7 protein-coding genes, 7 tRNA genes, 1 rRNA gene and 2 pseudogenes are annotated in these 12,915 nt (G+C 37.3%); 1 reads left to right on the top strand and 16 read right to left on the bottom strand.

What is annotated here, in order from left to right; genetic code table 11:
• Window positions 1-1,097: 1,097 nt before the first annotated feature.
• The 15 genes and pseudogenes from glmS to ACQKMD_RS20535 all read right to left on the bottom strand — a co-directional run bounded on the left by glmS (window position 1,098) and on the right by ACQKMD_RS20535 (window position 11,110).
• Complete coding sequence (gene glmS / locus ACQKMD_RS20605; protein ID WP_427754333.1) at window positions 1,098-2,900, bottom strand: glutamine--fructose-6-phosphate transaminase (isomerizing); 1,803 nt, start codon at window positions 2,898-2,900, stop codon at window positions 1,098-1,100.
• A 513-nt stretch (window positions 2,901-3,413) separates the two neighbouring features.
• A pseudogene (locus ACQKMD_RS20600) lies at window positions 3,414-3,786 on the bottom strand (DJ-1/PfpI family protein).
• 253 nt (window positions 3,787-4,039) lie between these two features.
• Window positions 4,040-5,392, bottom strand: a complete 1,353-nt coding sequence (gene glmM, locus ACQKMD_RS20595) for a phosphoglucosamine mutase (protein WP_427754331.1) — start codon at window positions 5,390-5,392, stop codon at window positions 4,040-4,042.
• Window positions 5,393-5,439: 47 nt separating this feature from the next.
• Complete coding sequence (locus ACQKMD_RS20590) at window positions 5,440-6,741, bottom strand: CdaR family protein (protein WP_427754330.1); 1,302 nt, start codon at window positions 6,739-6,741, stop codon at window positions 5,440-5,442.
• Window positions 6,738-7,580, bottom strand: coding sequence for a diadenylate cyclase CdaA (gene cdaA / locus ACQKMD_RS20585; RefSeq protein WP_427754328.1), 843 nt, complete (start codon window positions 7,578-7,580; stop codon window positions 6,738-6,740). The genes ACQKMD_RS20590 and cdaA overlap by 4 nt, the downstream gene beginning before the upstream one ends.
• A 115-nt stretch (window positions 7,581-7,695) precedes the next feature.
• Window positions 7,696-8,316, bottom strand: a complete 621-nt coding sequence (locus ACQKMD_RS20580; RefSeq protein WP_427754326.1) for a zf-HC2 domain-containing protein — start codon at window positions 8,314-8,316, stop codon at window positions 7,696-7,698.
• Window positions 8,317-8,329: 13 nt separating this feature from the next.
• The gene (sigW, locus tag ACQKMD_RS20575; protein ID WP_427754324.1) at window positions 8,330-8,893 is read right to left on the bottom strand and encodes an RNA polymerase sigma factor SigW; all 564 of its coding nucleotides are present in this window, start codon (window positions 8,891-8,893) and stop codon (window positions 8,330-8,332) included.
• Window positions 8,894-9,150: 257 nt separating this feature from the next.
• Window positions 9,151-10,056 (bottom strand): arginase, encoded by a 906-nt coding sequence (gene rocF / locus ACQKMD_RS20570; protein WP_427754323.1) that lies wholly within the window; start codon window positions 10,054-10,056, stop codon window positions 9,151-9,153.
• A 290-nt stretch (window positions 10,057-10,346) separates the two neighbouring features.
• Window positions 10,347-10,419 (bottom strand) — tRNA-Lys (locus ACQKMD_RS20565).
• A 12-nt stretch (window positions 10,420-10,431) separates the two neighbouring features.
• Window positions 10,432-10,506, bottom strand: a tRNA-Gln gene (locus ACQKMD_RS20560).
• A 24-nt stretch (window positions 10,507-10,530) separates the two neighbouring features.
• Window positions 10,531-10,614 (bottom strand) — tRNA-Tyr (locus tag ACQKMD_RS20555).
• A 10-nt stretch (window positions 10,615-10,624) separates the two neighbouring features.
• Window positions 10,625-10,700, bottom strand: a tRNA-Val gene (locus tag ACQKMD_RS20550).
• A 29-nt stretch (window positions 10,701-10,729) separates the two neighbouring features.
• Window positions 10,730-10,804 (bottom strand) — tRNA-Glu (locus ACQKMD_RS20545).
• Window positions 10,805-10,949: 145 nt separating this feature from the next.
• Window positions 10,950-11,022, bottom strand: a tRNA-Thr gene (locus ACQKMD_RS20540).
• Between the two features lie 13 nt (window positions 11,023-11,035).
• Window positions 11,036-11,110: transfer RNA gene (locus tag ACQKMD_RS20535), tRNA-Asn, on the bottom strand.
• Between the two features lie 956 nt (window positions 11,111-12,066).
• On the opposite strand from ACQKMD_RS20535, the pseudogene ACQKMD_RS20530 reads away from it, so the two are divergent.
• A pseudogene (locus ACQKMD_RS20530) lies at window positions 12,067-12,747 on the top strand (IS30 family transposase); the annotation flags it as partial.
• Between the two features lie 86 nt (window positions 12,748-12,833).
• Here ACQKMD_RS20530 and rrf read toward each other — a convergent pair.
• A 5S ribosomal RNA gene (rrf, locus tag ACQKMD_RS20525) occupies window positions 12,834-12,915 on the bottom strand; the annotation flags it as partial.

Genomic DNA, 12,915 nt, shown 5'->3' with positions numbered 1-12,915 from the left:
TTTTTTCATTTTTTAAGTGAAAAAGAGAATCCCGCCAAAAAGCTGACTAATCAGCTTTTCGGCGGGATTCTGTGTTAATTGATGAATAATCTAGGTATCAAGTTAAAGTTATGAAATATAATCCTAATTTACTATTTTCTAGCTTTTCATGTGTTGCAAATATACAACACATGAAAAGCCCAATAAACGTTGGTATATCATCGTTTTTAAGCATTCCAAAGTACTTTTCTTCTCTCTCTATATATTAGAGACTTTTTTAAGCGTTAATTGGGGGCCAGCAATACGCTAAGGAACTGTTCAGAAGATCAAAGGGTATTGAACACCTTGTAAATAAAGGGTTTATGGGAATTTTTATTATCTGTTATGTTCAATAACTCATCTTTTTATCAATATGCAGTTAATGGATAAAAGAATAAGTTTTATTACACTTCTTACAGTTTTGGAGTATAAAGTACATGGTTTTCTATGTCGAAATTTGCTTAACGTATGTTTTGCGCGAAATGTTGGTATTCCCCTATATCTAAAAAGTGGAGTCAAGGTGAAAAGAGCTCTTGACTCCACTTTCCCCACCATATCTGTAAAGCCACTTATATCCAACGGTGACTTCACTTTGTCTCCCTATATCTTCAAAATACCCCGTGTTTAACCCCTGATATATCAGATATATCACTAGCCAATCTTTACTTCCAAAACATCCACCAGTCAGCCGGACTGTTACGGTAAATTCTCACGCCTATTAGCCAGCTTATAACACGCATTTTCTTACTAAACAGCGTGCTATTCGACGTAGATTATTGTCGAGTATATATTATTATTGTCATTTTACAGTAATAACTTTTTTTGTTCGTAAACATCAACAACAGAGATTACTATAAGTGACAATATTATATATAATTTTTCACTAAGATTTTTCTTTATATTTATTTATTCTATAATTAAAAAGCTCCTACTAATAAAAACAATAAACCTTGATACATCAGCAATTAAGCCGTACCAAGGTTTACTTTTGTTGTCATATTATCTTATATCTTTATGACAAAATTACTTATAAACTGTGACAGGATTAGTTATAACTCACAAGCGATGCGCCACACGTCCTACTCAACCGTAACCGATTTAGCCAAGTTACGTGGTTTATCTACATCACAACCGCGATATAGTGCTGCATAGTAGCTTATAAGCTGTAACGGCACTACTGACATAAGCGGTGTTAGTAATGAGTGTACTTGTGGCAGGACAATAGCGTCACCTTCTTGCTCCATGCCTTCCATAGAAATGATACATGGATTAGCGCCACGTGCTGTGACTTCTTTAACGTTGCCTCGGATGTTCAGGCTGACTGATTTTTGCGTTACGAGTGCTATTACTGGTGTGCCTTCTTCAATAAGAGCAATTGTTCCGTGTTTTAGTTCTCCTCCAGCAAAGCCTTCAGCTTGGATGTAAGAGATTTCTTTTAATTTCAGTGCACCTTCCACACTTACGCAGTAATCGATATTACGGCCGATGAAGAATGCGTTACGTGTTGTTGATAAATAGTCTTTAGATGCTATTTCAAAGACTTCTTTTGAATCGACGATTGACTGAATTGCATTCGTTACAATAGCTAACTCTTTTTTCAAATCGAATTTTACTTCAATCCCTTGAGTCTTAGCTTCTACATAGGCAGCGATTGCTAGTACCGCTACTTGGGCTACATATGCTTTAGTAGACGCTACAGCAATTTCTGGACCTGCATGTAAGAGCATTGTGTAATCTGATTCGCGTGACAGGGTCGAACCAGGTACGTTTGTAATTGTTAACGTTGGGTAACCAAGATCTTTAATCTTCACTAATACTTGGCGACTATCTGCTGTTTCACCAGATTGTGTGATGAAGATGAATAGCGGTTTTTCAGATAGTAGTGGCATATTATAGCCGAATTCGCTTGAGATATGCACTTCAACTGGAATACGTGCGATTTTCTCGAAGTATTCTTTCCCTACTAAACCAGCGTGATAGCTTGTGCCGGCTGCAATAATATATAGGCGATCTGCTTCGTGCAATGCTTCTGTAATGGCAGGGTCGATAGCTAATTCACCGTGTTCGTTTTCATAAGCTTGAATAATTTTACGGACAACACTTGGTTGTTCGTCAATTTCTTTTAACATATAGTGAGGATATGTGCCTTTTTCAATGTCGCTCATATCTAACTCAGCTGTATACGGCGCACGTTCTACTACTGTGCCATCTAGGTTTTTAATCGTCATGACTTCTTTACGTACGATTACGATTTCTTTGTCATGTAGTTCTATGAATTGATCTGTTACTTGTAACATCGCCATAGCATCTGAAGCCACCACATTGAAACCTTCGCCAATACCTACTAGTAATGGGCTTTTATTTTTTGCGACAAAGATTGTTTCTTCTTCCGCTGCATCAAGTAAAGCAATAGCATATGACCCGTGTAGTAAAGATAAAGTATGACTAAATGCTTCTTCTGTTGTCATTCCATCAATTACAAACTTTTCGACTAACTGCACAATAACTTCTGTATCAGTATCAGATTTCATGTCCACGTATTGTAATAATTCGGCTTGCAATAAATGATAATTTTCAATAACCCCATTATGCACAAGTGTAAATCTACCTGATGCACTTTGATGTGGGTGAGCATTTAATTGATTTGGTACGCCATGAGTTGCCCAGCGTGTATGACCGATGCCCGTGTTAGCCAAAACATCTTCTTCTACTACTGCACGTAAGTCTGCGATACGTCCTTTTTCTTTAAAGACAGTAATTCCTGCTTCATTACGAAGTGCGATACCTGCAGAGTCGTATCCGCGGTACTCTAATTTCTCAAGGCCTTTTAATAGGATTTCTTTCGCATCCAAAAAGCCTATATATCCAACAATTCCACACATATTAAATTCCTCCGAAGTTTGCAAAATTAGCCGCAAGAAAGTATACCTCGTCTTCCTAAGAAGTCGGGGAAACATTCTTATGCTGCTGTGACTTTGCCGTTTTGCTTTTTTGTCCATTTGATTACTCAAACGTTTTATAAGCAAAATTTCGATCGGGCAATGGCGATCGGGAGGCATCCGCCGAAACTTTCGATACTCCTCCACCTCGTCTGCTGAAGATCTGCGTCGTCCAATTTCTTCAGCGCTGGCGCTATAATTGTTTTCCTTTGTTTTATGCGCTACTTTTGATTCCTCCTTTTGCGCAGCTACTATTTTAGTATAAAGATTAACCCTTTAAACAGTAGCAACTTCATCATACTGAAATCAGTATTCATAGTCAATCAGAAACATGCTAAAAAAGGTTTACAAGGAAAAATAATATTTCCCACTATATTATACGTTCAAATAGCACTTTTTGTTCCCTCTTTTTATTAAAAAACCGTTAAAGTTTACACATTAACGATTTCCCCATTATTATTTACCCAATAATTTCAGCAATTCCCTATTGAATGCTGGGATAAGGTGTTTGACTCGTTACTAATTGATTTTGACATACAAATACTTCTTCGTCTTTATAAATCGCTCCCGCATTTTCCATATCTACACGGATAGATTTATAACCAGTTGCATCGAGACCATCTAAAGTCTTCGCAGATATTAACAATTGTGGACTTTCATCAATGCCATAATCAATTTTTATCTTTTTACCATGCTTACCTTCTATTTGATTACCTGCTTCTTTTTTAATTGTAAATACTTCATGTCCAGTATCTCTCATTGTTTTTGCAGGATCTGTAAATTCCACATCTTCAAACAAATTCGTAATGACTGTTGCTACTTTTGCCATTTCCAATTACTCCTTAGTTGTTTGTTGAATAAGGGTACAATATCAACCGTACACTAAAACTATTCCACATCTGGCGTAAATTAAACATTAACATTTCATTTCAATATAGGCTACTGATTCGTACGGGTCAACTTTAGCTATTCTCCAGGTTGCTATCCTACATAACATACTCGATTTTTTCAGAGAACGATTTAAGTGTTTTAAAATACAAAAAGGGCAAGCATCTAAAAGTATGCTTACCCTTTTCCTCTTTTTATTCAGTTAAACCCATTTCTTCTTTTACAACAGCTGCAATTCGTTCTGCATAAGCTTCACAGTTCTCAGTTGTTGATGCTTCGACCATTACACGAACTAATGGTTCAGTTCCCGATGGTCTAACAAGAATACGGCCATTACCATCCATCTCTTGCTCTACTTCAGCAATTACTTTTGCTACTTTTGCATTTTCGGTAACAGCGTATTTATCTGTTACTCGAATATTAATTAGCTTTTGAGGGAAAATCGTCATCTCAGCTGCTAGCTCAGATAATGTTTTACCTGTTAATTTCATTGCATTGACAAGTTGTAAACCTGTTAGCAAGCCATCACCAGTAGTATTGTAATCAAGAAAAACAATATGTCCCGATTGCTCTCCGCCGAGGTTGTAATCGCCTTCGCGCATAGCTTCTACAACGTAACGATCACCCACTGCAGTTTGAATACTTTGCATACCATGCTCTTCTATACCTTTATAGAAGCCCATATTGCTCATAACCGTAGAAACAACTGTATCTTTGTTTAAACGTCCTTTTTCTTGGAAATGTTTAGCGCAAATATACATGATTTGATCTCCGTCAACGATATTACCCTTTTCATCGACAGCAATTAGACGATCACCATCACCATCAAAAGCAAGTCCAACATCCGCACCTTTTTCAACAACCATTTTAGCTAGTTCTTCAGGGTGTGTAGAACCTACACCTTCGTTAATATTTAAGCCGTTTGGTGAAGCACCCATCGTTGATAAGTCTGCTTCTAAGTCCGCAAATAGGTGTGCTGCAAGTGAAGATGTTGCACCATGTGCACAATCTAATGCGATATGAATACCTGTAAACTCTTCTTCTACTGTCTGTTTCAAGTACTGAATGTATTTTTGACCGCCTTCAAAATAGTCACTTAATGATCCTAAGTCACCACCTGTTGGACGTGGTAATTCATCTTGTTCTTGATCTAATAAAGCTTCAATTTCCGCTTCTTGTTCGTCAGTAAGTTTAAAACCATCGGGGCCGAAGAATTTAATACCATTATCTGCAACTGGGTTATGAGATGCTGATATCATAACACCTGCTTGGCCACTCATAACGCGTGTTAAATAAGCCACTCCAGGTGTACTAATGACACCAAGGCGCATTACTTCTGCTCCTACAGAAAGTAAGCCGGCTACTAGAGCTCCTTCAAGCATTTGCCCAGATATACGTGTATCACGACCAATTAATACTTTTGGACGTCCTGTGGCTTCTTTCGTTAAAACGTATCCACCGAAGCGACCGAGTTTAAATGCTAACTCAGGCGTCAGCTCACTATTGGCGACTCCGCGGACGCCGTCTGTACCGAAATATTTACCCATTTTGTTCTCTCCTTCAAAACTATCTACGATCCTTCAATCAAATTCTTTTAAGAAGTTTGTTCTATTCGAAGATTGGCGATGTTATTAGAAAGTGACCAGGTCAGATTTCTTGGTCCATCAACTTGAATAGGTAGCTTATGATTTCCAGTCTCCTTATCTGCTGCTTCAATATATAAATCGAAATCGTTGATATCTAGACTCGCTAACTCCTTTTCATCACCTTTCACAGTTAATGTAATTATACCGTTCTTTGGTGTGATAAAGTCACTACGATAACCCTCATCTAGGTTTCGAACTTCAACTGCTACATTATTAAATTCTCTTGAACTTATTATTGATGAAGTCTCTTCCTCGTCAGTCTGTTTTTCTTCGTCCTTATCTACTTCTTTATTAGAATTCGTTTCGTTTTTCTCAACTACAGCTTGGACTTTTAGGCTGTCCTCAGACATCCTTGAAATACCCTCTGGCTTATCAATATTTACTTTAAAGGTACCAGAGCTTTTGATTTTAGATACATCCACATCAACATTAAGTTGTTTCGTATTTTCAAGAGCTGCCTTTGATCCGAATAAAGTCATCTTGCTCGTTATAGTCGTTAATGACTTTATCGTGACATCTTTACCTGGCGTCCCTTTTTGATTTAGGACGACAGGTACTTCCTTAGTATACTCTCCAATGTCAACATTCACTTTAATCTTCTCTGGCTTCACTTCTACATCTAATTTGTTCATATCACGATCTAGTATTTTGACATTCGCTTCTTGTTCGAAGGAATTCTTTAATCCTTGTTCACCAGTAACTGTCGCTTTTACGTAGCTTATGCTATCTACTGTACTCTTAGCGCCCGTAACTGTTACTGAATTAGGATTCGCTGTCATACTTTTCACGTAATAGTCTTCTGCCAGTAGTCTTTCATTAATTTCAGGATCGATTTTAAATGTTCTCGTTACTCTTTCTTCAATCGAAATATCAATTGTTGATGGATCTATTTGTACTGATAGTTTATCAGAAAAATTTTCATGTTGAATAGTTACTTTATGTTCCCCAATTGTTTGCTTACGTAAATCTACGAATACCGTATAATCACTTACTGCCTTCGTTTGAATAACGATGGCCATTGGACCTTTGATTGTAACATCTACGGTTTTTGGAACTCCTGTGACGATTAGACTCTCATCATCATAGTAAACCTGTACGGGTACATTATGCAGTACGTCCACATGTGTCCCTGATGAAAAACCATCAGAACTATTTTTTTCACCTGGCTGAACCGTAAAGAATAGGAGCATTGCTAATGTCAGGGCAGTAATTCTTAAAAACCATGGGCTTTCAATTAATTTATCCATCATTTTTTATTCCCCCTCCAGCTCCACTTAGAGGTATTTGTTGCATCTTGCTCGGGACCAAACCACGCTTTACGTAAACGTGCTTCAAACTCTTCAATTGATAGATCTCGGTGTAAGTCGCCATTAACCGTTAAACTAATTGCTCCAGTTTCTTCGGATACAATAATTGTTATGGCATCTGTCACTTCACTAATACCTATAGCAGCTCTATGACGGGTACCTAATTCTTTTGAGATAAATGGACTTTCCGATAATGGTAAATAACAAGCAGCAGCAGCTATTTTGTTCTTTTGAACAATTACTGCACCATCATGTAATGGTGTATTAGGTATGAAGATATTGATCAGTAATTCAGACGAAATTTCAGAGAACATCGGAATCCCTGTTTCAATATAATCGTTCAAACCTGTTTCACGTTCAATCGAAACAAGCGCTCCAATACGTCTCTTCGCCATGTAACTAACAGATTTGGACATTGCGCTTACTAATCTTGTACGTTCTTCATCTTCTTGTAAATTACTGCGGGCAAATAGCTTACCGCGGCCAATTTGTTCAAGTGCCCGACGTAACTCCGGTTGGAATATGATAATAATAGCGAGGAAACCAAAATTGATAACCTGTTGCATCATCCATCCCAGCGTATTAAGACCAGCGTAAACAGTAATAATCCTAATAATAATAATAACGAATATTCCCTTTAATAATTGGACAGCTTTTGTTCCTCTTATCAAGGTTAAAATTTTATAAATAACAAACCATACTAAAAGAATGTCCAGAATGTTCATTAACATTCTAATCCATACATTGTCGGTAAATTGTGTAACTTCATTAATAAAAGACATGTGGATCCCCCACTTTTCTAGCCAGTGCATATGTGTTCAGTATAGCACAACTCTTACTTTACTTGCTGAGATGAAACAGAAAAGTCTACCTTAAAAGTAGACTTTTTCATTTGTTTTATTCGTTTTTATCTAAAAATGAAAGTAATTCTTTCCCGCCATTTTTAATTTTATACCAAAGCCATTCAAATGCTTGATTGATCTCATCTATTTGACCTGTGACATTTGCTGTTGAGGCCATATATTGGCCATTAATCACTGTGATATTACCATCTACCGCACCTTCTACAATGATATCCCCGTTCTTGACTACGATATCACCTGTCACAGTCTTCCCTTCAGGTACGATGACAGTTTGCCCCTCTACAACTAGGTTAGGCTGCTTGGTCACTGAAAACTCTTTATTATCATTAAAGCCTGTAAGAAGTGAGGCGCTCATCAAGATACAAAACATTGCTGCTGCAACAAATATAGGATGGCGGCGTAGCCATCTTTGGACACCGGCTCCTGATCTTCCTTTAGGTAGATGTACCATAACGTTTTGCTTGAAATCCAGAGGTACTGAAACGACGGCAGCACTTTTGACAAAGGCAATTGTGCTATTTAGCTCCTGCATATGTTGTCGACAGTTATCACAGCTTTGCAAATGTGCTTTTAGCTCGATTTCATGTTCACGACTAATATCACCATCTAAATATTCATGCATGTATTCACCAATATGTTTTGGACACGCATTCATACTGAAATCCCTCCTACAGATTGCCTAATTGCTTTCTCAGAGCTTCGCGCCCCCTGTGAATTCGAGTTTTGACTGTCCCAAGTGGCATATCCAAAATCTCGCTAATCTCTTGCAATGGCAATTCTTCTATATACTTTAAGACAATGACTGTTCGATATTTGTCTGGCAACTGGCTAATTTCATATTGAATTCGCTCCTGTAGCTCCATTCTTTCTACTTCTTCTTCAGGTAACCTGTCTGATGAAGAAATTTGAGAATACATATCTAGACCGTCCGTTCCAGCAACTTGTGCATCTAAGTAATAGTCCGGTTTCTTTTTCCTTATACGGTCTATACATAAATTTGTCGCTATACGGTACAGCCAAGTCGAAAATTTTCGGTTTAAATCAAAAGTGTGAAGATTAATATACGCACGGACAAATGCCTCCTGCGCTATATCTTCTGCTTCATGTTGATTGCCAAGCATGCGATAACAAACTTGGTACAGCTTTTGCTGGTAGAGGCTCACAATATCAGAATACACACTTTGATCGCCTTTCAGCACTTGTTTTATTCTCTTGTTGATTAACGCATCCATTGTGATTTCCCTCCGCCCATGCGGCTGTTATTCTATATACGATTTGTCTATAGATTAAGTTTCATTTTTTGATTTTTTTTTGAAACTACTCAAAGAATCTTTCTTCCATAATTATAACAAATATGTAAGTAAAAATGATTCGAATTCATAAGAAACTTCTCTTTTCAGGACTTAATTACTTGTTAATAAGTTCCCTTTTCCCAAAAACCCTAACTTTTCAGCAATTAAAGAAGGACGGGCATGCCCGTCCTTCTTTATCACACTAATTTTTCACCAAATAACGATCCCATTAAAGCAACCGCAACATCTGCTGTTTTGTTTTTTTCATCTAAGATTGGATTTACTTCTACAAATTCAGCTGAAGTAATCATTTCGCACTCATGTAACATCTCCATCGCTAAATGACTTTCACGATATGTAATGCCACCCGGAACAGGTGTACCTACCCCCGGAGTATAAAGAGGATCGATACCATCTAGATCTAAAGATAAATGTAATCCATCTACATTTTTTTCCCTCAAATAAAAAATTGCATCTTGCATGACACTCGTCATACCTACTCGATCAATCTCATGCATCGTAAATACTTTAATCCCTTTTTCTTTTATTAATTCACGTTCTCCCGGATCCACCGAGCGTGCACCAATAATAACAATATTCTCAGGTTTTACTTTAGGTGCGTGATCACGAATGTTTACAAGCTTTTCATGACCTAGCCCAATACTTACAGCTAGTGGCATACCATGAATATTTCCTGTTGGTGAAGTATCACTTGTATTCAAATCTGCATGAGCATCATACCAAATGACACCCAAATTCTCATAATGTTCTGATAAACCTGCAAGCGTACCTATTGCAATACTATGATCCCCGCCAAGAACAAGTGGGAAATGATTTTGTAAAACGACATCATGTACTTTATTAGCAAGCCTTGCGCTTGCTTCAGTAACAGCTGATAAATTCCGTAAGTGCGTATCGCTGGATACCTCACGTTCAGATACCCCAATCTGAATATCACCCTCATCTATCACTCCATATCCTATTGCTTCTAATCTTTCTACAACGCCCGCATAACGAATAGCACTTGGCCCCATATCAACGCCACGACGTGCTTGTCCCAAATCCATTGGCACACCTATTAATGAAATATTTAATTTATGCATTATTTTATTCCCCCTTTGTGAACTACCTATATTGTAAATGCTATACTCCTGTTGGCTCAACTCAACAAAATTCTGAATATTTATACAAAGGGTCAGATGCAATTGAGAGAATAATGTTACAACTTAACAAAGTACTATACTACTCTTCGAATTTTAAAAATAATATCCATTTAATAGATATACAAAAATGCGTACATTCCAAAAATTATCATTGGAGACATCCTTTATTTTAACCACAAAAAAACCTCTCTCTACAAGAAGTAGAAAGAGGTTGAAGTTTTATTTGAAAGTGAGCCATGTAGGATTCGAACCTACGACCCTCTGATTAAAAGTCAGATGCTCTACCAACTGAGCTAATGGCTCATATAATTAAAATGGCTGGGGTACCTGGATTCGAACCAGGGCATGACGGAATCAAAATCCGTTGCCTTACCGCTTGGCTATACCCCAACAATGAATAATGAATATTAAAAATGGTGGAGGGGGACGGATTCGAACCGCCGAACCCGAAGGAGCGGATTTACAGTCCGCCGCGTTTAGCCTCTTCGCTACCCCTCCGAAAAAAATATGGTGGAGGATGACGGGATCGAACCGCCGACCCCCTGCTTGTAAGGCAGGTGCTCTCCCAGCTGAGCTAATCCTCCATGGATATGTAAAAATAGTTAGAAAAAAATGGTGACCCCTACGGGATTCGAACCCGTGTTACCGCCGTGAAAGGGCGGTGTCTTAACCGCTTGACCAAGGGGCCATTGATACTGTACTGCTTAAAACAGGACAAGAATTATATTAACATCTTTCAAAAAAAAAAGCAATACTTAATTTGAAAAACATTAAAAATTTCATCTTGCAAAACAAAAATCGATATATTTTTACTTCTAGATAGGTGATTTGAAAGCTTCCAACCGGGCTCGAACCGGTGACCTCTTCCTTACCATGGAAGCACTCTACCTGCTGAGCTATGGAAGCATAGACAAAAAAATGGCTCCGAAGGTAGGACTCGAACCTACGACCGATCGGTTAACAGCCGATTGCTCTACCACTGAGCTACTTCGGAACAATAATATTATCGCTTTTTTAGATGTTTAATTTGTCGAATACAAATATTATTATAACAGCATATTAAAACATTTCAAGCTATTTTTGAAAAAACTTTTAATTATTTTGCACTTAAATATACCTATATATTATTATATGAATCCTATCTATTAGAAAGGCCTTATTTGAGCATTTTACACCGTTATAATCAGAATCTGAGGTTAGATTACTAACACGTATAAATTACGCTCTTAGAGGCTATTAAGATGGTAATATCATAACAATTTTTCAATCCTATTATCATTGAATTCTTATACCTTTATTTGACAAATCCGTTTTCTTTATATAATTTCTGCGTCACTATATTTTTTCATTAACTGCTAAATTATCTCATCTATATAATGAAATTTCTATTAATATATATTAGTAACAGATAGTTACTTTGTGCATTTTAAAATAGTATTGTTATTTGAGAGTACGCCTTCACACCAATATTAATATTATTATGTAATACAAGGATCCTCACTATCCCCCATTAAGAAATACGACAATCGGATCGGCGTTCTTATCCGTTCCACAAATCTCAAAGGTAACTAGTGGTTAAATTCTTGTAAATGTTCTTATATACCTTCTAAAGCTCTGCATATTGATCCGTATAATTTCTAAATTCAAAAGCCATAGTAAAAAACTCTATACTTTATATTAGGCTGCAGGATAAATATAAGATAATAAGGTTAAAAAAATCAAATTAACACCATTATCATCTGATGGCAAAAAAATTTCAATATAAGTTTTCAGGGGAAAATTCAAGGATTTTATAACTTTTTTCTACATGACGAATTGTAATATTAAGTGCAACACCTAAGACAAAATAAAAGAAGCTCATAACAACACCGTGTAAAATGAAAGTTCCTACACAATACAAATCACAGGGGTACTGTTATGAGCTATAAACATCTTACCATATCAGAACGTGCGAAAATAAAATGTACAGTTGAAATAAAAGAAGTTATTCTAGAAAAGTTAAAAGCAACTTGGACACCCAAACAGATTGTAGGTCGCTTATTTCAAGGGAAGTTAAGCTTTAAAACGATTTATCGTTGGATTTACAAAGGTATATTTTGGATTTAACTGTACTTCGTCAAATAAGTAAACGTCAAAAACCTAGTGAAACGCGTGGCCGATTCAATGTAGATACATCCATTCGCTTGCGTCCAAGTGAAGTAAATGAACGTGAAACATTCGGTCCACTGGGAACTTGATACAGTTCTTCACGTGATACAAAGGATGTTTGGCGAGCATTATGGAGCGAATGACGCGAATGTATATCGCCTTATAGATACCAGACCATTCTTCTGAATCAATGGAAGGTGCGATTCGCAAGTTGGCTTCAGTCCTTCCAACACAAAGATTTCTAACAGCAACAACGGATCGTGGAAAAGAATTTAGCTGTTAGAAAAAGTTAGAAAAAGAGCTGAAAATCCCGTTTTACTTCGCGGAACCTTACGCCACCTGGCAACGAGGATCTAATGAAAAGGAATGGCTTATTACGGGAATTCTTTCCGAAGAAAGCGAACTTAGGGGCAAGTAACAGATAACGAATTAAAGGAAGCACTGACCTTGATCAACAATCGACCAAGAAAATGCTTAGGCTAGAAAACTGCACACGAATGTTTTAAGGAGCAAGTGACAAACTATCATATAAAAAAGCACAACTGATTTAATCAGTTGTGCTTTAGTGTGCCTAGCAACGTCCTACTCTCACAGGGGGAAACCCCCAACTACCATCGGCGCTAAAGAGCTTAACTTCCGTGTTCGGCATGG

Origin of the sequence: Viridibacillus sp. NPDC096237, assembly GCF_050278625.1 — a bacterium.
GTDB lineage: Bacteria > Bacillota > Bacilli > Bacillales_A > Planococcaceae > Viridibacillus.
Note: the sequence above shows the minus strand (reverse complement) of the source record. Positions and strands in the feature narration are given on the sequence as shown.